The sequence below is a fragment of the Pseudomonas resinovorans NBRC 106553 genome (assembly GCF_000412695.1).
GTDB classification, from domain to species: domain Bacteria; phylum Pseudomonadota; class Gammaproteobacteria; order Pseudomonadales; family Pseudomonadaceae; genus Metapseudomonas; species Metapseudomonas resinovorans_A.
On record NC_021499.1, the window covers coordinates 1,425,236 to 1,446,920 of the forward strand.

The following is a 21,685-nucleotide window of genomic DNA, read 5'->3' on the forward strand; positions in this document are numbered from 1 at the left end:
GCCCGCCTGCTCTATGTGATGGACCCCATGTGCTCCTGGTGCTGGGGCTTCTCCCCGGTGGTGGCGGCATTGGCTGAACAGGCCGCGGCGGCCGGAGTGCCGCTGCACCTGGTGGCCGGCGGTTTGCGCACCGGCCACGGCGCCGCCCTGGATAACCACACCCGGCGCTACATCCTCGAGCATTGGCAGGCGGTCAACCAGGCCACCGGGCAGCCCTTCCAGTTCGACGGCGCCCTGCCTGACGGCTTCGTCTACGACACCGAGCCGGCCTGCCGCGCCCTGGTGGTGGCCCGCGCCCTGGCGCCGGAGCTGACCTGGCCGCTGGTGCGGCTGATCCAGCAGGCCTTCTATGCCGAAGGCCGCGACGTGACCCAGGCCTCCACCCTGGTGGCCCTGGCCGAGCAGGCCGGGATTCCGCGCATCGAATTCGCCACGGCCTTCGACGCCGCCGCCAGCCATGAGGCGACCAGCGCCGACTTCACCTGGGTACAGGACCTCGGTATCGCCGGTTTCCCCACCCTGCTGGCCGAGCGCGATGGCCAGCTGGCGCTGCTGACCAACGGCTACCAGCCGCTGGCCGAGCTGCAACCCTTGCTGGGCCGCTGGCTGGAGCGAGGTACCCATGCCTGATCGCCTGAGCTGGGCGGAGATCCGCCGTCTCGCCTTGCGCCACAAGAAAGCCCTCTGGCTGGCCAACCTGGTGGCCGTGCTGGCCACCCTGTGCAGCGTGCCCATCCCGCTGCTGCTGCCGCTGCTGGTGGACGAAGTGCTGCTGCAACGGGGTGATGCCGCGCTGCGCTTCATGGATCACTTCCTGCCCCAGCCCTGGGAGAATGCCGCCGGCTACATCGGCCTGATGCTGGTGGTCACCCTGGTGCTGCGCGGCATGGCCCTGGTGTTCAACGTGCTGCAGGCGCGGCTGTTCGCGCGGCTGGCCAAGGACATCGTCTACCGCATCCGCATCCGCCTGATCGAACGCTTGAAACGCATCTCCCTGGGGGAGTACGAAAGCCTCGGCAGCGGCACCGTCACCGCCCACCTGGTGACCGACCTGGACACCCTGGACCGGTTCGTCGGCGAAACCCTGAGCCGCTTCCTGGTGGCCGTGCTCACCCTCACCGGCACGGCGGCCATCCTGGTCTGGATGCATTGGCAGCTGGCGCTGCTGATCCTGCTGTTCAACCCGCTGGTGATCTACTCCACGGTGCAGCTGGGCAAGAAGGTCAAGCACCTGAAGAAGCTGGAGAACGACAGCACCGGGCGCTTCACCCAGGCCCTCACCGAAACCCTGGAAGCCATCCAGGAAGTGCGCACCAGCAACCGCCAGGGTTTCTTCTTCGGTCGCCTCGGCCAGCGCGCCCAGGAAGTCCGCGACTACGCCGTCGCCTCCCAGTGGAAGAGCGACGCGGCGAGCCGCACCAGCGGCCTGCTGTTCCAGTTCGGTATCGATTTCTTCCGTGCCGCGGCCATGCTCACGGTGCTCTTCTCCGACCTGTCCATCGGCCAGATGCTGGCGGTGTTCAGCTACCTCTGGTTCATGATCGGCCCGGTGGAACAACTGCTCGGCCTGCAGTACTCCTACTACGCGGCCGGCGGCGCCCTCGGGCGCATCAACGAGCTGCTGGCGCGTGCCGACGAACCCCAGTACAGCGCCAGCGTCGACCCCTTCAAGGGCCGCGAGACGGTGGGGATCGAGGTCAAGGGCCTGCGCTTCGCCTATGGCGAGGAGCCGGTGCTGGATGGCCTCAACCTGTCCATCGCCCCCGGCGAAAAGGTCGCCATCGTCGGCGCCAGCGGCGGTGGCAAGAGCACCCTGGTGCAACTGCTGCTGGGGCTCTACCAGCCCCAGGCGGGGCAGATCCGCTTCGGCGGCTGCCGCCTCGACGAGATCGGCCTGGCCGAGGTGCGCGACAACGTCGCCGTGGTCCTGCAGCACCCGGCGCTGTTCAACGACAGCGTGCGCGCCAACCTGACCATGGGCCGTGAGCGCAGCGACGACGCCTGCTGGCGTGCCCTGGAAATCGCCCAGCTGGCCGACACCATCCGTGGCCTGCCCCAGGGGCTGGACAGCGTGGTCGGCCGCTCGGGGGTACGCTTGTCCGGCGGCCAGCGGCAGCGCCTGGCCATCGCCCGGATGGTCCTGGCCGAGCCCAAGGTCGTGGTCCTGGACGAAGCCACCTCCGCCCTGGATGCGGCCACCGAATACGCCCTGCACCAGGCGCTCGGCTCCTTCCTCAACGGCCGCACCACCCTGATCATCGCCCACCGCCTCTCAGCGGTTAAGCAGGCGGACCGGGTATTGGTGTTCGACGGCGGCCACATAGCCGAGGACGGCGACCACCAGCAGCTGATCGCCGAAGGCGGCCTCTACGCCAAGCTCTACGGGCATTTGCAGCAGGGTTGAGGTTGCAGCGCGAGCGATTTTGATGGGTATCGCTTCGCTCAAGCGGAACGCCGCCCGCCACATCCTACACACCGTCCGTAGGATGGGTTGAGCGAAGCGATACCCATGCGGACAGGGCCGATGGATATCGCAGGTGTGTGGACCATCCCTCAGCCGTAGCGCACGGCCTCGAGGAAGACGATGCGCTGGCCGATGTCATGGAACACCCGCGCCGAGGCGATCTGGTTGTAGTCCACGCCATCCAGCAGGCTGAGCATCTGCACGTCCTGGCGATAGTGCGGGCGCCAGTCCAGCAGTCCCTCCAGGAAGGCCACGGCGCTGACACCGGGAAGGAAGTTGGCCAGGAGCAGGCGTCCACCCGGGCGCACGGACTGGAACAGCCGTTGCACCAGCCGCTCGCAGCGATGGTCATCCAGCAGCTCGGTGATCCCGGCGGAAAACACCAGGTCGTAGCCCTCCAGCCCGCACTCGCCGGCCAGTAACTGCTCCAGGTCGCCCTGGCGGGTGGTCACGCCCAGCGCGCCGTAGCTCTTGCGCACGGTATCCAGGCGCGCGGCGTCGTCATCGAACACCAGCATCTCGCCGAAGCCACCGTGGCGCAGTTCGCGCGCCAGCTCCGCCTCGCGGAAATGCCCGCCGGCGATGCACAGGAGGCGTGCCTGCTGGCCAACGCGCTGGCAGGTCTCATCGATGGCGCGGGCCAGCATCCGCCGCCGGCAGCGCAGCGCGCGGGCCGCCTGGGCGCTGGTGGCGAAATCGAAGAGCTGGTGGGTGCGTTCCGCCGGCAGGTCGCGCAGGGCATCCGGCTCGACGCCGTAGAGATAATCCAGCAGCAGGGCGTTGCCGCAGCGCAGGCTGGGGCTTGGCAGCTGTCGCTTGGGGAAGGGGAGGATGTTGCTCGGCGGTGCCTGCTCCGGGGCACGGGGGGCGGGCTTGTCGTAGTGCAGACGCTCCCGCTCGGCTTTGATGCTCGCCAGCTCCTGTTGAAGCTGCTGTTGTTGTTCCAGGCCTTTGCTCAGATCTTCTGGACCACTGACTTCTTCCACTTGCCACCTCCTCTGGCCCTGCGTGGTTTCCTCGACCCGACACGCGGGATGGACGACAGGCGTACACTCCGTGTGGAACCTTAGTTGATGGCTATTGGCCCGCCATCATCCAGATGAATGAAAAGCGCTTTTCGGATAAACGGAAGTGGCTGATTCAGAGCCCCTGGAGGCGGGTGAACAGGTGCACCAGCTCGGCCTGGCGCTCGGTCTCGGTCTTGCGGAAAAGCGCGCGCAACTGGGTGCGAACCGTGTTGATCGACACGTTCAGGCGGGCGGCACAGGCCTCCGGGGTCAGTCCCCGGACCAGCAGGTCGGCGAGGCGCCGCTCCGCCGGGGTGAGCTGGAACAGGTCGGCCAGCAACTGGCTGGCCGGCTGGTTCTCCAGCAGCGCCACGAGCACCAGCGGCCCCCGGTGCCGGGCGGCCAGCGCCAGGTCCTCGGGCAACGGCGTCACCAGCAGTTGGCTCTGGGCCTCGCTGTCCAGGTCGAGCCAGCCGGCGCGGCGTTTTCCGTCGCGGCCGACGGCCTGGCGAATCAGTGCCTGCAGGCGGCCGTCGAGGGCCTTGCCATGCAGTCGCCCCTGGCGGCCCTGCAGGGCGAACTGTGGTTGGCCGAGGCGTTGCTCCGCCTGGCGGTTGCCATAGAGCACCCGCCCTTCGCCGTTCAGCAACCAGACCGGCGCCGGGTGGCGCTCCAGCAACAGGTCTCGGTGCGCCACCTCCAGTTCCAGCTCCTGCAGGCGGTCGCTCATCCGCGCCGCACGCAGCAGGTGCGGGCTCAGGCGGGCCAGCAGGTCGCGCTGGGGCATCTCCGGCAGGGTCGCGCCCACGGCGGTGAGCAACGACAGGTAGGTGCCCGAGGCGGCGGTCTCGTGCAGCTTGATGCAGGAGATGTTGTGCATGCCGAAGGGGATGTGGAATTCCTGGTAGTAGAGGTCGCGCTGGATGCGCCTCGACCCCAGCTCCTCCAGGTCGTGGTACCAGCTGCCCACCGCCCGTGGGACCAGCATCTCCTTGGCCGGGTCGAACTGGTGGTAGTAGGCGTTGTAGGCCTCCACGCTGGCCGGGTCGCAGCTGTGGATGGAGGTGACGCGCGGACGCTGATCGCGCTGGTCGAGGAAGAGCAGGGCGCCCATCTGGTGTCCGGTGGCAGCCGCCAGGTGATCGAGCAACGGCCGCCAGGCTCCCGGGTCCAGCACGCACTCGTAGCAGAGGTTCACCAGGCTGTCGTAGAGCTCATCCATGTGCGGCACGGCGCAGCTTCCTTGCGAAATTGATGGCGCATGGCCTTCATATCGCACAGGCCGTGACCGCTTGCAAACCGCCACCGGTCGGCTCGACGGACTACCAGCTGGCAGCCTGGCTGAACGCCTCGTAACGAAAACCTTACGCGAGCGGGGCGCCTGGCCCCTGCTATCGGCAGGTTCACGGCGTTGTAAGGAATACTTGCCGGTTCGACCGTCCGGCGCCTCGCTGGGCTGGCCGGGGCGCCTTGTTCCCCGGGCACTGCCAGAGTGAGATGACGCAAACAAGAAAGTGGCGACCCCATGAACTCCGAACTCACCCTCTACGGCTACTGGCGCTCCAGCGCCGCCTACCGTGTACGCATCGCCCTCAACCTCAAGGGCCTGGCCTATCGCCAGGAGCCGGTGCACCTGGTCAAGGATGGCGGCCAGCAGCACCAGGCGGCCTACCGCGAACTCAATCCCCAGGGCCTGCTGCCCTTGCTGGTGGACAGCGGCAACGCCGGGGGCGAACTGCGCATCGCCCAGTCCCTGGCCATTCTCGAATACCTCGAAGAAGTCTTCCCCGTGCCGGCGCTGCTGCCGGCCGACCCGGCCCAGCGCGCCCTGGTGCGCTCCCTGGCCATGCATATCGCCTGCGATGTGCATCCGCTGAACAACCTGCGGGTGCTGCAGTACCTCAAGACCGAGCTGGGTGTGGCCGACGAGGCCAAGGACGCCTGGTATCGCCACTGGATAACCCTGGGCCTCGGCGCTGTGGAAAAGGGCCTGGAAGCCTTCGGTTCCAAGCTCTCCCTGGGCAGCCGACCGGGCTATCTGGAAGCCTGCCTGGTGCCCCAGGTGTATAACGCGCGGCGCTTCGACTGTGACCTGTCGAGCTATCCGCGCATCCTCGATATCGCTGCACGTTGCGACGCCCTCGAGGCATTCAGGAATGCCGCCCCGGAGGCGCAGCCCGACGCGCAGTAACAGGTTTACCCACCTGCCTTGCAAACCTCCGCCGGGTCACAAGCCCGGCGGGTGAAATCCCGTCACGACAACAACAAAAGGTGACGCAATGAGTGACAAGCACCACTCGGGCGAGCTGAAACGCGGCCTGAAGAATCGCCACATCCAGTTGATCGCCCTCGGCGGCGCCATCGGCACCGGCCTGTTCCTCGGCTCGGCCGGGGTACTCAAGTCCGCCGGCCCCTCGATGATCCTCGGCTACGCCATCTGCGGTTTCATCGCCTTCCTGATCATGCGCCAGCTCGGCGAGATGATCGTCGAAGAGCCGGTAGCCGGCTCCTTCAGCCATTTCGCCCACAAGTACTGGGGCGGTTTCGCCGGCTTCCTCTCCGGCTGGAACTGCTGGGTGCTCTACATACTGGTGGGCATGAGCGAGCTCACCGCGGTGGGCAAGTACATCCACTTCTGGTGGCCGGAGATCCCCACCTGGGCGACAGCCGCGGTGTTCTTCGTGGTGGTCAACGCCATCAACCTGACCAACGTGAAGCTCTTCGGCGAGACCGAATTCTGGTTCGCCATGATCAAGGTGGTGGCCATCGTCGGCATGATCGTCCTGGGTTGCTGGCTGCTGTTCAGCGGTAGCGGTGGCGAGCAGGCGACGGTCGCCAACCTCTGGGCCCATGGTGGCTTCTTCCCCAATGGCGTCAGCGGTCTGGTGATGGCCATGGCCTTCATCATGTTCTCCTTCGGCGGCCTGGAAATGCTCGGCTTCACCGCCGCCGAGGCGGACAAACCCAAGCAGGTGATCCCCAAGGCGATCAACCAGGTCATCTACCGCATCCTGATCTTCTACGTCGGCGCCCTGGTGGTGCTGCTCTCCCTGAGCCCCTGGGACGCGCTGCTGGCCTCCATCAACAGCGCCGGCGACCCCTACAGCGGCAGCCCCTTCGTGAAGATCTTCGCGCTGATCGGCAGCGACACCGCCGCCCACCTGCTGAACTTCGTGGTGCTCACCGCCGCGCTCTCGGTCTACAACAGCGGCACCTACTGCAACGGCCGCATGCTGCTGGGCCTGGCCGAGCAGGGCGACGCTCCGCGCGCCCTGGCCAAGGTGGACAAGCGCGGCGTGCCGGTGCGCTCGATCCTGGTGTCGGCCGTGGTGACCTTCCTCGCCGTGGTGGTCAACTACGTGGTGCCGCAGAACGCATTGGAACTGCTGATGTCCCTGGTGGTGGCGGCCCTGGTGATCAACTGGGCGATGATCAGCTACTCCCACCTGAAGTTCCGCCAGCACATGGACAAGGGTGGCCAACGCAGCAGCTTCCGCGCCCTCTGGTATCCCATGGGCAACTACCTGTGCCTGGCCTTCGTGCTGTTCATCCTCGGCGTCATGCTGATGATCCCGGGCATCCAGGTCTCGGTGTACGCCATCCCGGTGTGGCTGCTGGTGATGTGGGGCTGCTACCGCCTCAAGCTCAGCGCCAAGGCCCAGGCCGCCAAGGTGGCCGGCGCCGAAGCCGCCTGATCACCCTGTGTAAAAAAGAACCCCGGCCTGGTGCCGGGGTTCTTCTTTTGTGGCGGCTGGTTTTGATGGGTTTCGCTTCGCTCGCGGAACGCCGCCCGACCCATCCTACAAAAGCTGCACCACCGTAGGATGGGTAGAGCCTGCGAAACCCATCGAGCCGGCGTGATGGGATTAGAGCTCGAATCGCGCCACCGACGACTGCATGGTGCCGGCCACCTGATCGAGGCGCTCGGCGGCCAGGGCCAGGTCGCGCATGGCGTGGCTGTTGCTGCGGGACATCTGTGCGATCAACTCCACCCGCTGGGCCACCTCGCCGCTGGCCTTGGACTGCTCACCGATGGTGTGGGAAATCTCCTCCACCACCTCGGCGGCGCGCTGGGCGCCGCTGCGGATCTCGTTGATCGAATCTCCCGCCTGGCGCGCCAGGCCCACGCCGTCCTGCACCCGTTCCACGCCTGCCTGCATGCTGTCCACCGCCTGCTGGGTGGACTCGCGGATGCGCTGGATCATCCCGGTGATTTCCTGGGTCGACTGCGCGGTGCGCGCCGCCAGGCTGCGCACCTCGTCCGCCACCACGGCGAAACCGCGCCCGGCATCGCCGGCGCGGGCGGCCTCGATGGCGGCGTTGAGGGCCAGCAGGTTGGTCTGCTCGGCGATGCCCTTGATCACCTGGATGATCGAGTGGATTTCCTCCGACGACTGTCCCAGCGCGGTGATGGTGCTGGAGGAACGGTTCACCGCCTCGGCGATGCGGTTCATGCCGTCCACCACCCCGAGAATCACCTTGCCGCCGCTGCCGGCAAGGTGCTCGGACTGGGCGGAAATGCCCTGGGCGTTGCGCGCGTGCTCGGCGATCTGGCCGATGTTGGCGATCATCTGCTCCATGGCCGCGGCCATGCTGGTGGCGCTGTCGGACTGCTCGCTGGCGCCGTCGACTATGTGCTGCGAGGTCTCGCTCAGGCGGTGGGCAGTGCCGCGCAGTTCCTCGCTCTCGTTGCGGATGGTGGCGATCATCTGCCGCAGGTTGCCCTGCATCTCGGCCAGGGCCCGCTGCAACTGGCCGGCCTCGTCGTCGCTGTCGATGCTCACCTGGGTCGCCAGGTTGCCCTGGGCAATGGCGCGCGCCACCTTGACCGTCTTCTCCAGCGGCCGCAGCACCGCGCGCATCAGCTGGCCGGTGACCAGGCAGAGCAGGCCGATCACCAGCAGGATGCCGCCCACCAGCCAGGCGGCGGCACTGCTCACGGCCGCCTCGCCGTCGGCGCGGGTCTTGGCCGCGTGAGCCTCGATCTTGCCGCTGAGGGCTTCGTTCCTTTCCTCCAGTTCGGCGAAGCTGCGCTCGAAGGCCGAGCGCTCGCCACGGGCCGCCTGCGGGTCGCGCAGGGCCAGGGCGACGAGGCGCTCGGCCTCGGCGATATAGGTTTCCAGGGCCGGTTGGGAGTCGGCGATGGCGCTGCGGATGTCGGCGGTGAGCGGCAGCTTCGCGTTGTCCGCCAGGGTGCGGCGGAACCACTCGCTGTGTTCGCGCAGGTCGTCGCGCACCTGCTGGGCGGCGGCCGCGTCGCCGGGCTGTACCACCAGGGCGGCCAGCACATCGGCGCGCAGGGCGTCGTGCATCATGTCGCCCTCCAGGTGGTTGCGCAGGGCGCTGACGCTCAGCTGGTTTTCCGCCAACGCCCCGGCCAGCTGGGTCTGGCCCCAGTAGCCGATGCCACCGAGCAGCACGGAAGCAAGGATGCTGATGGCGCCCGAAGCGACCATTTTCTGTCTTATTTTCATGTCCCTTCCCCAAGTGGTACTTCGAGTGTGGGGAAGGGTAGCCCAGCCGCACGCACCGGGGATAACCCGGTCAGCGGCGCAATAACCCCGCCCAGCTGGAAAGCGGCACGTTCTCGTCCTGGTGCCAGATGCGCGTCCAGAGCAGCTTCAGGCGCTCCAGGTCGCCACGGTCGCTGGGCCAGCGGCGCGCTTCGCTCACCGGCTACCAACGGCCGTCGCGGCGCTCGGCGAGGATGAAGCGGAAGGGGTGGAAGCCGGTCATGCCCAGGCGCAGGTCGGTGACCACCAGCGCCTGGTCGATCTGGTCGTAGCGCAGGATGCCGTGGGTGAACCAGGCCAGCCGCAGGTGCTGCGGCGAATCCCGCAGACGCCGCGCCAGCTCGGTGCCACGGGGGATGCGTTCGAGCCGGGGCGGTTGCTGGTCGAACCAGCTCACCAGGGCTTCGTGGTAGTCCTCGCCGTCCAGCACGATCACGCGCCAGAGCAGGGTGTTGAAGGGCGTCGGCGTGCTGAAGATCGCCTGCGGGCGGATGCCCTCGCGCTCCAGCACCTCCTGCACCCGCTGCTCGGCCATGAACTTGCCGCCGAGGCTGGAGAGCAGATACAGGCTGGACAGCGCCAGGGCCGCCACCGGCAGGCGCGGCGTGCGGCCGCGCAGGCCGAACAGCAGCCCGCCGATCACCGCCGCCAGCAGCGGCAGGGTGTAGAGCGGGTCGATGATGAAGATGCTCGACCAGGCGATGGGCGGCGTCTGCATGGGCCAGAACAGCTGGGTGCCGTAGCTGGTGAAGCTGTCCAGCAAGGGATGGGTGACCAGCACCAGCCAGAGGGTGAGGAACAGGCGCTGCGCGGAGTACCCGGGATTGGGCCGCCATCGTCGCACCGCCAGGGTGAGCAGCGCGGCCAGGGCGCTGAGGACGAAGAGCGAATGGCTGAAGCCCCGGTGGTAGGTCATCGCCGCCACCGCATCGGTGTAGTGGATCACCACGTCCAGATCCGGCAGGGTGCCCAGCAGTGCGCCGTAGAGCAGCGCCTTGCGCCCCTGCCAGCGGCCGAGCAGCGCGCCCTGGATGGTGGCGCCGAGCACCGCCTGGGTGAGTGAATCCATTGCCGTTCCCCGTGATTGATCCGCCGGCTAACTTACTGCGCCGGCCAGCTGTTCGGCAGCAGTAAATTCGCACCAGATTTTTCGGCGGACGATTCGGTAGGGGACTTTCGTGATCGCGATTCCACCCTGACTGGGGCTGGCCCTCAGGGCGCGGGGTGGGGTGCGCCCTGAGGGACCGACGACTTCAGGCCACTACTCGTATTCCACTTTCATGTGGTGAATGCGTGAGTGCGTACGGGTGGTGGGTTTGGCGATGGGTTCGACCTCGTTCGAGGTACCGGCTGCGGTGGGTTTCTCTTCTATCAACTGGACGAAGCGCTCGCTGTCGTCCCGCGTGGTCTGTTGACGCTGCGCCTGCATCTCCCGGTACTGCAAGAGGCGGTCACTGCCTCCCTCGGCCAGCATCAGCGGCTGCTGGTTTTCTGCTTGAAGGGACGCGCTGCTGGCCTGCATTGACGTGAATGCAACAATCGAAAACAGCAGGCTGGACAAGGCAGTGGTGGTAATTGCGGATTTCATCGTTTCTTCCTCGTGAACTCGTTAATCCCCCGGTAAACCCCCGAGAACGGATATTAAGGAAGTTGCGAAAGTCTTCCAGTGCTAACTTTTATTGACTGACAGGTGGTGAAATAAAAGATTGGCGGTAGTTTGTAATGTGCTGATTGGCATGGGTTATTCCTGCTGTTTTGCTCACTTTTAGCGCATGTAATGAAGTGTATTTTGATTTGTTAATTCATGTGGCTTGTATGTTTCTGGGAAGTTTCATTGAAACAATCCAGAAACAAATCAATTTGAATTTACATGAACTTTGGCGCGGGTTTTGTATTGAACTTGCGCGGCGGGTCAATCGCCCCGCATGTAGGAGCGAATTCATTCGCGAAGGGCTACGAAAATCTCGCATGCAGCGACCGTAGGATGGGTTGAGCGAAGCGATACCCATGCGGTCGGTATTGATGGGTATCGCAAGCTCAACCCATCCTACGAAAAGCCGACCGTGCCGCGCCGTCCCCTCGCAATGTGCCCCGCCACCGCCACAACCCCCGATTTCCGCGCCTTTCGCGCTAGTCCCATTGGACGATGCCTCCCCTCCGGCCTGCCGATTAAATCCCTCCCCATGGAGCCCCGCGTACGACCTGCGCGGGGCCGATGACAATGAGGAGAACCGCATGGATATCCGTGGCCTGGGTTACGTCACCGTAGCCTCGACAGACCTGACGCGCTGGAGCGACTACGCCACCGGGGTGCTCGGCATGATGGTGGATGCCGGCGCCCATGAGCGGCTCTACCTGAAGATGGACGAGCGCCCCTATCGCATCCTGGTGGAGCGCGCCGACCGCGACGGCTATGGCGCCTGCGGCTGGGAAGTGGCGGGCAAGGCGGCCTTCGAGCAGGCCATCGCCGAACTGCAGCAGGCCGATGTCGAGGTCCGCCGTGGCAGCGCCAGCGACGCCGCCTCGCGCAAGGTGCAGGAACTGGCCCTGTTCGCCGACCCGGACGGCAACCGTCATGAGCTGTTCTGGGGCCCGCTGCAGGATTTCGCGCCATTCATTTCGCCGGCCGGCGTGTCCGGTTTCGTCACCAGCGCGCTGGGCATGGGCCATGCGGTCCTGCCGGCGCCGTCCTTCGACCGCTGCCTGGACTTCTACCAGCGGGTCATGGGCTTCGGCCTCTCCGACCTGATGAAGGTGCGCTTCACCCCCGACCCCGCCGAGCCGGAAAAACGCATCCACTTCCTCCATTGCAACAACGCCCGCCACCACTCCCTGGCGTTGTTCGAATGCCCGATCCCCTCCGGTTGCGTGCACCTGATGGTGGAAGTGCGCGAGCTGGACGACGTCGGCCGCGCCCTGGACCGCATGACGGCCCACGGCGTGAAGCTCTCCGCCACCCTCGGCCGCCACACCAACGACGACATGACCAGCTTCTACATGCAGACCCCCGGCGGCTTCGACCTGGAGTACGGCTGCGGCGGCAAGGTCATGGACTGGGAGGTCCACACCCCCTTCGAAAGCACGGTGGTCAGCCACTGGGGCCATGACTTCAGCGTTGGCCGCCGCTAAGGAGCAGCACCATGGATAAACGCATGACCGCCGCCGACCTGGTCGGCCAGCTGCGCGATGGCATGACCATCGGCATCGGTGGCTGGGGCCCCAGGCGCAAGCCGATGGCCCTGGTACGGGAGATACTCCGCTCCGACCTCAAGGACCTCACCGTGGTCGCCTATGGCGGTGCCGATGTCGGCATGCTCTGCGCCGCCGGCAAGGTGCGCAAGCTGGTCTACGCCTTCGTGTCGCTGGACTTCATCCCGCTCGAACCCTACTTCCGCAAGGCCCGCCAGGAGGGCGCGGTAGAGGTGATGGAAATCGACGAAGGCATGCTCCTGCTCGGCCTCAAGGCCGCCGCCATGGGCGCCCCCTTCATTCCCACCGCCGTGGGCCTGGGCACCGACGTGCTGCGCCTGAACCCGGAGCTCAAACTGGTGGCCTCGCCCTACGACGACCGCCGCGACTGGGTCGCCATGCCGGCGCTGAAGCTGGACGCGGCGCTGGTGCACGTCGACCGCGCCGATGCCCGTGGCGTCTGCCAGATCGCCGGCCCGGACCACTACATGGACGACCTCTTCGTCCGCGCCGCGGCCAAGGCCTACGTCAGCTGCGACGAGCTGGTGGACAGCGCCTGGTTCCACGCCGACCCGGCCCGCGCCCGCCAGGTGTTCTGGGAACGCAACCGCACCAGCGGCGTGGTGCACCTGCCGGGCGGCGCCCACCCCTCGTCCTGCGCGCCGCTCTATGGCTTCGATACCGCCCACTTCAAGGCCTACAACGCCTCGGCCGCCGAGCCGGACGGCTGGCAAGCCTATGTGGAGCGTTACGTGAATTGTGGCGAGGCGGAGTACCTCGCCCGCGTCGGCGGCCTGGACGCCATCCGCGAATTGCCGCTCCCGGTTTTCTGAGGACGCTGAGATGACTGCCACCAAACAACCCTACAGCCTCGCCGAGCTGATGATCTGCGCCGCCTCCGAAGCCTTCGTCGGCGACGGCGAAGTGCTCGCCACCGGCATCGGCGTGCTGCAGCGCCTGGCCGCTTCCCTGGCCATGCTCAACCACAATGCCGACCTGATGATGACCGACTCCGAAGCCTTCATGGTCGCCGAGCCGGTACCCCTCGGCCCACGCGGCGACTACCAGCCGAAGTTCGACAGCTGGATGGGCTTCTCGCGCATCTTCGACAACGTCTGGAGTGGCCGGCGCCATGCCCTGGTGGGCCCGGTGCAGATCGACCGCTTCGGCCAGGCCAACATCTCCTGCATCGGCGAACACGCCAAGCCCAGGTCGCAGATGCTCGGCGTGCGCGGCTTCCCGGGCAACTCCATCAGCCACGCCAACTCCTTCCTGGTGTCCAGCCACAACAAGCGGGTGTTCGTCGAGGGCGAGGTGGATGTGGTCGCCTCCGTCGGCTACAACCCCGAGCGCCTGGCCCGTGGCTGGTCGCTGGACGAGATCGACATCCGCCTGATCGTCACCGACCTCTGCGTGCTCGACTTCCAGGGGCCCGGGCGGCAGATGCGCGTCCGCTCCCTGCATCCCGGCGTCGCGGTCGAAGACGTCCAGGCCGCCACCGGCTTCCCCTTGCACCTTCCCGAGCGCATTCCCACCACCGCCGCACCGACCCTGGAGCAGTTGATCCTCATCCAGCAGCTGGACCCGCACAACCTGCGCGCCAGCCAGCTCAAGGACAATCCGCCCGGCGTACGTGCCCGCGCCACCAGCCACTGAAGGGAACCGTGCAGATGAACCCCCAACAGCCCGACGACGAGGTGGTGCGCTACGAGGTGCAGGGCCCGGTGGCCCTGGTCACCATGCAGCGCCCCGAGTACCACAACGCGCAGAACTCGCGCATGACCTACGCCCTGGACGCCGCCTTCCGCCGTGCCTGCGACGACGACGAGGTCAAGGTCATCGTCCTGCGCGGTGCCGGCAGGCACTTCTCCGCCGGCCATGACATCGGCACCCCGGAGCGCGACATCCACCAGAGCTTCGACCGCGCCAGCCTCTGGTACGACCACGTCAACAAGCCCGGTGGCGAATTCCTCTATGCCCGCGAGCAGGAGGTCTACCTCGGCATGTGCCGGCGCTGGCGCGACATCCCCAAGCCGACCATCGCCATGGTCCAGGGCGCCTGCATCGCGGGCGGCCTGATGCTGGCCTGGGTCTGCGACCTGATCGTCGCCTCGGACGACGCCTACTTCGCCGACCCGGTGGTGCGCATGGGCATCCCCGGCGTCGAGTACTTCGCCCATGTGCACGAGCTCAACCCGCGCATCGCCAAGGAGTTTCTCTTCCTCGGCGAGCGCATGGGCGCCGAGCGCGCCTATCAGATGGGCATGGTCAACAAGGTGGTGCCCCGCGACGTGCTGGAGGACGTGACCCTGGACATGGCCCGGCGCGTGGCGCAGATGCCGCGCCTGGGGCTGCAGCTGACCAAGCAGGCGGTGAACAACGCCGAGGACCTGATGGGCAAGCGCGCCACCATGGACATGGTGTTCGGCCTGCACCACTTCGCCCATGCCCACAACGAACTGGTCAGCGGCGACCGCCTGGGTGGCTACGACGCCCGGGGCATGGCCGACTCCCAGCGCAGGACGGAGGCGTGATGGCGATCTCCCTCGACACCCGCCTGACCCGCCTGCTGGGCTGCCGCTACCCGATCATCCAGACCGCCATGGGCTGGGTCGCCGATCCCAGGCTGGTGGCGGCCACCGGCAACGCCGGCGGCTTCGGTTTTCTCGCCGGCGCCACCATCGAGCCGGCGCAGATGGAGGCCGCCATCCTCGAAACCAGGCGGCTGACCGACCAGCCCTTCGGCGTGAACTTCCACATGTACCAGGCCAATGCCGGCGAGATCGTCGAGCTGGTGCTCAAGCACAAGGTGCGCGCGGTGAGCTACAGCCGCTCGCCGGGCAAGGCCATGATCGCCAGGCTCAAGGATGCCGGCGTGATCTGCCTGCCCACCGTGGGCGCCCTCAAGCACGCGCAGAAGGCCGTGGAAATGGGCGCGGATGCGGTGACCGTGCAAGGCGGGGAGGGCGGTGGCCATACCGGTGCGGTGCCCACCGCGATCCTGCTCGGCCAGGTGGTGGACGCCCTCGACGTGCCGGTGGTGGCCGCCGGCGGCTTCAAGGACGGACGCGGCCTGCTCGCCGCCCTGGCCCTGGGCGCCGAGGGCATCGCCATGGGCACGCGATTCCTGATGAGCGCCGACAGCCCGGTGCCCCCGGCCACCCTGGAGCGCTACCTGAAGGTTCGCGACCCGGCGGCGATCATCATCAGCCGCGCCATCGACGGCATGCCGCAACGGATGATCCGCAACGAACTGCTCGACCGCCTGGAGCGTTCCGGCGGCCTCAAGCGCCTGCTGCTGGCCCTGCGCAGTTCCCTGGCCTACCGCCGCCACAGCGGCGCCAGCCTCACTCAACTGCTGGGCAGCGCGCTGAAGCTGCGCGGCAACGACGGCCTCTCCGCCGCCCAGACCCTCATGGCCGCCAACGCGCCCATGGTGATCCAGAAGGCCATGGTCGACGGCCTGCCCGCCGAGGGCGTGCTGCCCGCCGGCCAGGTCGCCGCCAGCATCGACAGCCTGCCGGGCTGCGCCGAACTCATCGAATCCATCGTGCAGCAGGCCGAGCAGGTGCTCGCCGCGCTGTGCCGCCGAACGGAGCCCTCGTAGGGACCAACAGCTGGTGCGCGCGGCGCACCCCACGAGTGAAGAAACCAATAACAACAGGGGTAGGCGGATGAGCAATCCATTTCACGTGAGCATCGACAACGGCATCGCCGAGCTGGTCTTCGACCATCCGCCGGTGAACGCCTTCGACAGCAAGGGCTGGGCCGCCATCGCCGCCGAGCTCGAACGCCTGGGCGACGCACCCGAGGTCCGGGTCATCCTCATCCGTGCCGAGGGCCGGGGCTTCTGCGCCGGCGTGGACATCAAGGAACTGGCCGCCGACGGCAACCTGATCGTCGCCGTGAACAAGGGCAACTACGACAGTTTCAAGGCCGTGCACCGCAATCCCAAGCCCGTGATCATCGCCGTGCATGGCTTCGTCCTCGGCGGTGGCATCGGCCTCTGCGGTGCGGCGGACATCCTGGTGGCCGCCGACTGCGCGCGCTTCGGCGTACCCGAGGTGGACCGTGGCGCCATGGGCGGCGGCGCCCACCTGCAGCGCCTGTTCCCGGTGCAGAAGGTGCGCCACATGTACTTCACCGGCGACATGATCGACGCCGCCGAGGCCTATCGCCTGGGCGCCGTGGAGCGCGTGGTGCCCCGTGCCGAACTGCGCGAGGCGGCCCTGGAGATCGCCCGCAAGATCGCTGCCAAGAGCCCGGCGATGATCGCCTTGGCCAAGGAGGCGCTCACCGGCATCGAGGACGGCAACCTCGAAGACAAATACCGCTGGGAACAGGGCTTCACCCTGCAGGCCTATCGCTCGCTGGATTCCCAGGAAGCCCGCGATGCCTTCGTCGACAAGCGCGCCGCCACCTTCAAGGGCTGACCACCATGGAACTGAACTACACCGCCGCACAACGCGCCCTGCGCGAAGAAATCCGCGCCTGGCTGGCCGCCAACCTGCCCGCCGAACCCCTGCAATCCTTCGACTGCGAGGCAGGCTTCGCCCAGCACCGCGCCTGGGAAGCCAAGCTCAACGAAGGCCGCTGGGGCATGGTCACCTGGCCGAAGGAACTGGGCGGACGCGGCTGCGACCTGATCGAATGGCTGATCTTCGAGGAGGAGTACTACCGCGCAGGCGCCCCGGCGCGGGTCAACCAGAACGGCATCTTCCTGCTCGGCCCGACCCTGATGGAATTCGGTACCGCCGCGCAGCAGGAACGCTTCCTGCCGAAGATGGCCACCGGTGAGGAAGTCTGGGCCCAGGGCTGGTCCGAACCGAATGCCGGCTCCGACATGGCCGCCATCCGCTGCCGCGCCGAGCGCCGCGGCGATGTGTACGTGCTCAATGGCCAGAAGACCTGGTCCACCCGCGCCGTCTGGGCCGACTGGCTGTTCGGCCTGTTCCGCAGCGACCCGCACTCCAGCCGCCACCACGGGCTCACCTTCATCCTCCTGCCACTGAACAGCCCCGGCATCACCGTGCGCCCCATCGCGCAACTGAATGGCCTGCCGGGCTTCGCCGAAATCTTCTTCGACGACGTGGAAGTGCCTGTGGATAACGTGCTGGGCGGGGAGGGCATGGGCTGGCATGTGGCGATGTCCACCGCCGGCTTCGAACGCGGGCTGATGCTGCGCTCGCCGGCGCGCTTCCAGGAAACCGCCAGGCGCCTGGTGCAGCTCTACCTGGCCAACCGCGAACAGGCGGACCTGGACCCGGCCATCGGCGAGGCGGTGATGCGCGCCTGGCTCGACGCCGAGGCCTACACCCTGAACACCTACATGACCGCTTCCCGGTTGCTGAAGGGCGGCAAGATCGGCGCGGAATCCTCCACCAACAAGATCTTCTGGTCCGAGCAGGACCTGCGCATGCACGAGACCGCCCTGTCGATCCTCGGCCTGCGTGCCGAGCTGCAGCCCGAGGCGCCGGACGCGGGGGACGTGGGCCACTGGCTCGACGGCTTCCTCTTCGCCCAGGCCGGGCCGATCTACGCCGGCACCAACGAAATCCAACGCAACATCATCGCCGAGCGCCTGCTCGGCATGCCGCGAGCCTGAGGAGCGCGCCATGGACTTTACCTTCAGCGACGACCAACTGCTGTTCCAGGACAACGTGCGCGCCTTCCTCACCAACGAAGTCACCCCGGAGCGCATCCGCGAACTCTGGCAGACCGAAAGCGGCCGCAGCGATGCCCTCTGGGCGCAGCTCACCGAGCTGGGCCTGACCGCGATCACCGTGCCGGACGGCTTCGGCGGCCTGGACATGAACGAGCTGGACTTCATCCTCCTGGCCCAGGAATGCGGCTACGCCGGCCTGCCCGAGCCCCTGGTGGACACCATGCTGGTGGGGGTGCCGCTGCTGACGGCGCTGACCGGCCAGCTCGACCTCCAGGGCGAATGGCTGACCCGCATCGCCGAAGGCAAGGCACGCCTGGCCGTGGGCCAACCGGGTAATCCGCTGGTGGCCGATGCCCATGTGGCCGACCTGCTGCTCTTGCCCCATGGCAACGAAGTGCATGCCCTGCGTCCCGATCAGGTACGCCTGACACGCAACGAGTCGGTGGACCCGAGCCGGCACCTCTTCCGCGTCGACTGGACACCCAGTGCCACCACCCGTGTGGCCGATGCCGAACAGGGCGAGGCGCTGTGGCACGCGGCCATGAACCGGGGTGCCCTGGGCAGCGCCGCGCAACTGCTCGGCCTGGCCACGCGCATGGTCGACCTGGCGGTGGACTACAGCTTCGAGCGCAAGCAGTTCGGCAAGCCGGTGGGCTCCTTCCAGGCGGTGAAGCACCTGATGGCCAACGTCGCGGTGCAGATCGAATTCGCCAAGGGCCCGCTCTACCGTGCCGCCTATGCCGTGGCCCGGGGCCTTTCCGAACAGGACGTGCAGGTCTCCCACGCCCGCCTGGCCTGCGCCGAAGCCGCGCTGCTGGCGGCCAGGAACGCCATCCAGACCCACGGCGCCATGGGGTACACCTGGGAGGTGGACCTGCAGCTCTTCATGAAACGCGCCTGGGCCCTGGACAAGGTCTGGGGCGACCGTGGCTGGCACAAGGCGCGGGTGCGCGAGGCGCTGTTCGCCGGGCGTATCCAGCCGGGGGCGGGCAATACCTTCTGACCCGGCTTCCCTCACCCCAACCCTCTCCACGCCGGTCGCCCCTGGGGGAGAGGGGGCTGTCCGTGCAACGGGCCGCTTGTCTCCCCTCTCCCTCCGGGAGAGGGGCGGGGGGTGAGGGAAGTTCATCTTCACAGCATTACTGAACATTCGAGGTTCCCATGCCCCAAGCCTACATAGTCGACGCCCTGCGCACCCCCACCGGCCGGCGCAAGGGCGGCCTGAGCCAGATCCACGCCGCCGACCTCGGCGCCCACGTGCTGCGCGAACTGGTAGCGCGCAACGGTATTCCCGAGGAGGACTACGACGACGTGATCTTCGGCTGCGTCGACACCATCGGCCCGCTGGCCGGCGATATCGCCCGCACCTGCTGGCTGGCCGCCGGCCTGCACCAGGCCGTGCCCGGCACCACCATCGACCGCCAGTGCGGCTCCTCCCAGCAGGCGGTGCACTTCGCCGCCCAGGCCGTGATGAGCGGCACCCAGGACGTGGTGATCGCCGGCGGCGTGCAGACCATGACGCAGATCCCCATCTCCTCGGCCATGACCGCCGCCGAGCCCCTGGGCTTCAGCGATCCCTTCTCCGGCTCCGAGGGCTGGGTGAAGCGCTACGGCCGCGTGCCGCCCACCCAGTTCCGCGCCGCGCAGATGATCGCCGAAAAGTGGCAGCTGTCCCGCGAGGCGCTCGAAGCCTACGCCCTGGAATCCCACCGCCGCGCCTTGCGGGCCATCGAGCAGGGCCGTTTCGCCCGGGAGATCGTGCCGCTCGCCGGCGTCGAACACGACGAAACCCCGCGCCAGACCAGCCTGGACAAGATGGCCGAACTGGAAACCCTGTTCGGCTGCGACCGAGTCACCGCCGCCGTGTCGAGCCAGACCTGCGATGGCGCCAGTGCCCTGCTGGTGGTTTCCGAGGCGGCGCTCAAGCGCTACGACCTCACGCCCCGCGCGCGCATCCAGCACATCAGCGTGCGCGCCGACGACCCGGTGTGGATGCTCACCGCGCCCATCCCGGCCACCGAATACGCCCTCAAGCGCGCCGGCATGAAGCTCGAAGACATCGACCGGGTGGAAATCAACGAAGCCTTCGCCTCCGTCGCCATGGCCTGGCTGAAAGAGACCGGCTACCCCCATGAACGCACCAACGTCAACGGCGGCGCCATCGCCCTCGGCCACCCCCTGGGCGCCACCGGCACCCGCCTGATGTGCACGCTGCTCCACGAACTGGAACGCAGCGGCGGCCGCTTCGGCCTGCAGACCATGTGCGAAGGCGGCGGGCAGGCCAACGTAACCATCATCGAGCGGCTCTGATCTTGTAGCCCGGATGCAATCCGGGAGCGGGCCCGACCATTGCCCCGGATTTCATCCGGGCTACGCAACTGGAAGACCCACTGCCAAAAGCTTTGACCTTATCCCCGGCCCCTCTCCCTGAAGAGGAGAGGGGAGCTCGTAGGATGGGTTGAGCGAAGCGATACCCATCAGAACCGTAGCCCATACGAATCACCGGAGAACTTCCCATGCCAATCTGCCAATCCCGTTCCGTCATCATCACCGGCGCCGGCGGCGGGCTGGGTCGGGCTTATGCCCTGGCCTTCGCCGCCGAGGGCGCCCAGGTGCTGGTCAACGACATCAACCTGCCCGCCGCCGAAGCGGTGGTCGCCGAGATCCGCGCCAACGGCGGTACGGCCATCGCCAACAACGGCGACATCACCCACTACGCCGCCGCCGGCGAAATCGTGCGCCAGGCCATCGAAGCCTTCGGCGACCTGCATGTGCTGGTGAACAACGCCGGCATCTGCCGCGACCGCATGTTCGCCAGCCTCAGCGAAGCCGACTGGGACGCGGTGATGGCCGTGCACCTCAAGGGCCACTTCTGCCTCGCCAGCCATGCGGTCAAGCATTGGCGCGAGCAGGCCAAGGGCGGTGTGGCGGTGCGCGCGCGGATCATCAACACCAGCTCCGGCGCCGGCTTGCAGGGTTCCGTGGGGCAGTCCAACTACGCCGCCGCCAAGGGCGGCATCGCCGCGCTGACCCTGGTGCAGGCCGCCGAGCTCGCGCGCTACGGCATCACCGCCAACGCCCTGGCCCCGGCCGCGCGTACCGGCATGACCGAGGAGGTGTTCGCCGCGGTGATGAAGAAACCGGAAGACGGCTTCGACCACTTCGCCCCCGAGAACGTCGCGCCCCTGGTGGTCTGGCTCGGTTCCGAAGCGTCCCAGTCGGTCACGGGGCAGATGTTCGAAGTGGAGGGCGGCAAGCTCTCCATCGCCGATGGCTGGCGCCGTGGCCCCGGCTTCGACAAGGGCGCCCGTTACCAGCCCGGGGAAGTGGGCGAGGTGGTCGAGCGCCTGCTGGCCGACGCCGTGCCGGCGCAGAAGGTGTATGGCGCCTGACGCCATCCGGGCTAGGAGCTAGAGAGACGGAGCACCGGGGCGGCCTGGCCCGGGCCGGGAGGGCACCGGGTCAGGCCGGAAAGCCTTTGTGGAAACCGGCCGGAAATTGTCCTTCGACAACGCCGGTGCCGGCCTGGCAAAGGATGCGCCGTAGGTTGCCGCGGCGTCCTTTCAGCAAGGGTGGAACAGCCGCAGGCGGACGCCCACGATCAGCTACTGCTCATCCGCGAAGATTTTCACGAGCCTGGCCACCGTCGCTCCGCCCGAGAAGCCGACGTGCCCAACAGGAATGTCGCCCCCTGTCGCCTCGATGACCTTCCCCACCCAGATCGCCTCGAAGCCACCACAAAGCTCAATGAACTGAACGTCCTCCCGGACGAGCTCAACGGCCAACCCTACCCGAGACGACGAGCCAGCCTGCGGATGCGAGTCCGTCTCAAAATTTTTGCTGCAAA

General features: G+C 67.3%; 18 protein-coding genes and 2 pseudogenes. 14 read left to right on the forward strand and 6 right to left on the reverse strand.

Features of this window, described 5'->3' with window-relative positions:
- Window positions 1-18: 18 nt before the first annotated feature.
- Both PCA10_RS06605 and PCA10_RS06610 read left to right on the forward strand, forming a co-directional pair.
- Complete coding sequence (locus PCA10_RS06605; RefSeq protein ID WP_041770552.1) at window positions 19-630, forward strand: DsbA family protein; 612 nt, start codon at window positions 19-21, stop codon at window positions 628-630.
- Window positions 623-2,404, forward strand: a complete 1,782-nt coding sequence (locus PCA10_RS06610; protein WP_016491264.1) for an ABC transporter ATP-binding protein — start codon at window positions 623-625, stop codon at window positions 2,402-2,404. Before PCA10_RS06605 ends, PCA10_RS06610 begins: the two co-directional genes overlap by 8 nt.
- A gap of 149 nt (window positions 2,405-2,553) precedes the next feature.
- On the opposite strand, the gene PCA10_RS06615 is transcribed toward PCA10_RS06610, so the two are convergent.
- Together PCA10_RS06615 and PCA10_RS06620 are read right to left on the reverse strand one after the other, a co-directional pair.
- On the reverse strand, window positions 2,554-3,450 hold the full coding sequence (locus PCA10_RS06615; protein WP_016491265.1) for a class I SAM-dependent methyltransferase: 897 nt from the start codon (window positions 3,448-3,450) through the stop codon (window positions 2,554-2,556).
- 154 nt (window positions 3,451-3,604) lie between these two features.
- Complete coding sequence (locus PCA10_RS06620; RefSeq protein WP_041770159.1) at window positions 3,605-4,693, reverse strand: helix-turn-helix transcriptional regulator; 1,089 nt, start codon at window positions 4,691-4,693, stop codon at window positions 3,605-3,607.
- A 303-nt stretch (window positions 4,694-4,996) separates the two neighbouring features.
- Between PCA10_RS06620 and maiA the strand changes: the two genes are divergently transcribed.
- Together maiA and PCA10_RS06630 are read left to right on the forward strand one after the other, a co-directional pair.
- Entirely contained in the window at window positions 4,997-5,662 is a 666-nt protein-coding gene (gene maiA / locus PCA10_RS06625) for a maleylacetoacetate isomerase (RefSeq protein ID WP_016491267.1), read from the forward strand.
- An 88-nt stretch (window positions 5,663-5,750) separates the two neighbouring features.
- Window positions 5,751-7,179, forward strand: a pseudogene (locus tag PCA10_RS06630) (amino acid permease).
- 158 nt (window positions 7,180-7,337) lie between these two features.
- On the opposite strand, the gene PCA10_RS06635 reads toward PCA10_RS06630, so the two are convergent.
- From PCA10_RS06635 to PCA10_RS06645, 3 genes and pseudogenes are all read right to left on the reverse strand, one after another.
- Window positions 7,338-8,945, reverse strand: coding sequence for a methyl-accepting chemotaxis protein (locus PCA10_RS06635; protein WP_016491269.1), 1,608 nt, complete (start codon window positions 8,943-8,945; stop codon window positions 7,338-7,340).
- Between the two features lie 70 nt (window positions 8,946-9,015).
- Window positions 9,016-10,053 (reverse strand): annotated as a pseudogene (locus PCA10_RS06640) (metal-dependent hydrolase).
- A gap of 192 nt (window positions 10,054-10,245) precedes the next feature.
- Complete coding sequence (locus tag PCA10_RS06645; protein WP_016491271.1) at window positions 10,246-10,572, reverse strand: hypothetical protein; 327 nt, start codon at window positions 10,570-10,572, stop codon at window positions 10,246-10,248.
- A gap of 647 nt (window positions 10,573-11,219) precedes the next feature.
- On the opposite strand from PCA10_RS06645, the gene PCA10_RS06650 reads away from it, so the two are divergent.
- The 10 genes from PCA10_RS06650 (at window position 11,220) to PCA10_RS06695 (ending at window position 21,230) form a co-directional block, all read left to right on the forward strand.
- The gene (locus PCA10_RS06650; RefSeq protein WP_016491272.1) at window positions 11,220-12,113 is read left to right on the forward strand and encodes a VOC family protein; all 894 of its coding nucleotides are present in this window, start codon (window positions 11,220-11,222) and stop codon (window positions 12,111-12,113) included.
- An 11-nt stretch (window positions 12,114-12,124) separates the two neighbouring features.
- Window positions 12,125-13,006 (forward strand): CoA transferase subunit A, encoded by an 882-nt coding sequence (locus PCA10_RS06655; RefSeq protein WP_016491273.1) that lies wholly within the window; start codon window positions 12,125-12,127, stop codon window positions 13,004-13,006.
- A 10-nt stretch (window positions 13,007-13,016) separates the two neighbouring features.
- Window positions 13,017-13,829, forward strand: a complete 813-nt coding sequence (locus PCA10_RS06660) for a CoA-transferase subunit beta (RefSeq protein ID WP_016491274.1) — start codon at window positions 13,017-13,019, stop codon at window positions 13,827-13,829.
- 14 nt (window positions 13,830-13,843) lie between these two features.
- Window positions 13,844-14,707: an enoyl-CoA hydratase gene (locus PCA10_RS06665; RefSeq protein WP_016491275.1), complete on the forward strand. Its 864-nt coding sequence runs from the start codon at window positions 13,844-13,846 to the stop codon at window positions 14,705-14,707.
- Complete coding sequence (locus PCA10_RS06670) at window positions 14,707-15,780, forward strand: NAD(P)H-dependent flavin oxidoreductase (protein ID WP_016491276.1); 1,074 nt, start codon at window positions 14,707-14,709, stop codon at window positions 15,778-15,780. The genes PCA10_RS06665 and PCA10_RS06670 overlap by 1 nt, the downstream gene beginning before the upstream one ends.
- 67 nt (window positions 15,781-15,847) lie before the next feature.
- Window positions 15,848-16,606: an enoyl-CoA hydratase family protein gene (locus PCA10_RS06675; protein ID WP_016491277.1), complete on the forward strand. Its 759-nt coding sequence runs from the start codon at window positions 15,848-15,850 to the stop codon at window positions 16,604-16,606.
- Window positions 16,607-16,611: 5 nt separating this feature from the next.
- Window positions 16,612-17,778: an acyl-CoA dehydrogenase family protein gene (locus tag PCA10_RS06680; RefSeq protein ID WP_016491278.1), complete on the forward strand. Its 1,167-nt coding sequence runs from the start codon at window positions 16,612-16,614 to the stop codon at window positions 17,776-17,778.
- A 10-nt stretch (window positions 17,779-17,788) separates the two neighbouring features.
- Window positions 17,789-18,841, forward strand: a complete 1,053-nt coding sequence (locus PCA10_RS06685; protein WP_016491279.1) for an acyl-CoA dehydrogenase family protein — start codon at window positions 17,789-17,791, stop codon at window positions 18,839-18,841.
- A 158-nt stretch (window positions 18,842-18,999) separates the two neighbouring features.
- Window positions 19,000-20,148 carry an acetyl-CoA C-acetyltransferase gene (locus tag PCA10_RS06690; protein WP_016491280.1) on the forward strand — a complete coding sequence of 383 codons (1,149 nt, stop codon included), beginning with the start codon at window positions 19,000-19,002 and terminating at the stop codon, window positions 20,146-20,148.
- A gap of 206 nt (window positions 20,149-20,354) precedes the next feature.
- Complete coding sequence (locus PCA10_RS06695; RefSeq protein ID WP_016491281.1) at window positions 20,355-21,230, forward strand: SDR family oxidoreductase; 876 nt, start codon at window positions 20,355-20,357, stop codon at window positions 21,228-21,230.
- Between the two features lie 213 nt (window positions 21,231-21,443).
- Here PCA10_RS06695 and PCA10_RS31280 read toward each other — a convergent pair whose 3' ends face one another.
- Entirely contained in the window at window positions 21,444-21,623 is a 180-nt protein-coding gene (locus PCA10_RS31280; RefSeq protein ID WP_016491282.1) for a DUF6506 family protein, read from the reverse strand.
- Between the last annotated feature and the right edge of the window lie 62 nt (window positions 21,624-21,685).

Bases quoted from the DNA above. Each gene is read 5' to 3' on its own strand.
- PCA10_RS06610 (WP_016491264.1), top strand. From the start codon at position 623: ATGCCTGATCGCCTGAGCTGGGCGGAGATCCGCCGTCTCGCCTTGCGC.
- PCA10_RS06680 (WP_016491278.1), top strand. From the start codon at position 16,612: ATGGAACTGAACTACACCGCCGCACAACGCGCCCTGCGCGAAGAAATC.
- PCA10_RS06660 (WP_016491274.1), top strand. From the start codon at position 13,017: ATGACTGCCACCAAACAACCCTACAGCCTCGCCGAGCTGATGATCTGC.
- PCA10_RS06665 (WP_016491275.1), top strand. From the start codon at position 13,844: ATGAACCCCCAACAGCCCGACGACGAGGTGGTGCGCTACGAGGTGCAG.
- PCA10_RS06695 (WP_016491281.1), top strand. From the start codon at position 20,355: ATGCCAATCTGCCAATCCCGTTCCGTCATCATCACCGGCGCCGGCGGC.
- PCA10_RS06655 (WP_016491273.1), top strand. From the start codon at position 12,125: ATGGATAAACGCATGACCGCCGCCGACCTGGTCGGCCAGCTGCGCGAT.
- PCA10_RS06685 (WP_016491279.1), top strand. From the start codon at position 17,789: ATGGACTTTACCTTCAGCGACGACCAACTGCTGTTCCAGGACAACGTG.
- PCA10_RS06675 (WP_016491277.1), top strand. From the start codon at position 15,848: ATGAGCAATCCATTTCACGTGAGCATCGACAACGGCATCGCCGAGCTG.
- PCA10_RS06690 (WP_016491280.1), top strand. From the start codon at position 19,000: ATGCCCCAAGCCTACATAGTCGACGCCCTGCGCACCCCCACCGGCCGG.
- PCA10_RS06645 (WP_016491271.1), bottom strand. From the start codon at position 10,572: ATGAAATCCGCAATTACCACCACTGCCTTGTCCAGCCTGCTGTTTTCG.
- maiA (WP_016491267.1), top strand. From the start codon at position 4,997: ATGAACTCCGAACTCACCCTCTACGGCTACTGGCGCTCCAGCGCCGCC.
- PCA10_RS06650 (WP_016491272.1), top strand. From the start codon at position 11,220: ATGGATATCCGTGGCCTGGGTTACGTCACCGTAGCCTCGACAGACCTG.
- PCA10_RS06605 (WP_041770552.1), top strand. From the start codon at position 19: ATGGACCCCATGTGCTCCTGGTGCTGGGGCTTCTCCCCGGTGGTGGCG.
- PCA10_RS06620 (WP_041770159.1), bottom strand. From the start codon at position 4,693: ATGGATGAGCTCTACGACAGCCTGGTGAACCTCTGCTACGAGTGCGTG.
- PCA10_RS06635 (WP_016491269.1), bottom strand. From the start codon at position 8,945: ATGAAAATAAGACAGAAAATGGTCGCTTCGGGCGCCATCAGCATCCTT.
- PCA10_RS06670 (WP_016491276.1), top strand. From the start codon at position 14,707: ATGGCGATCTCCCTCGACACCCGCCTGACCCGCCTGCTGGGCTGCCGC.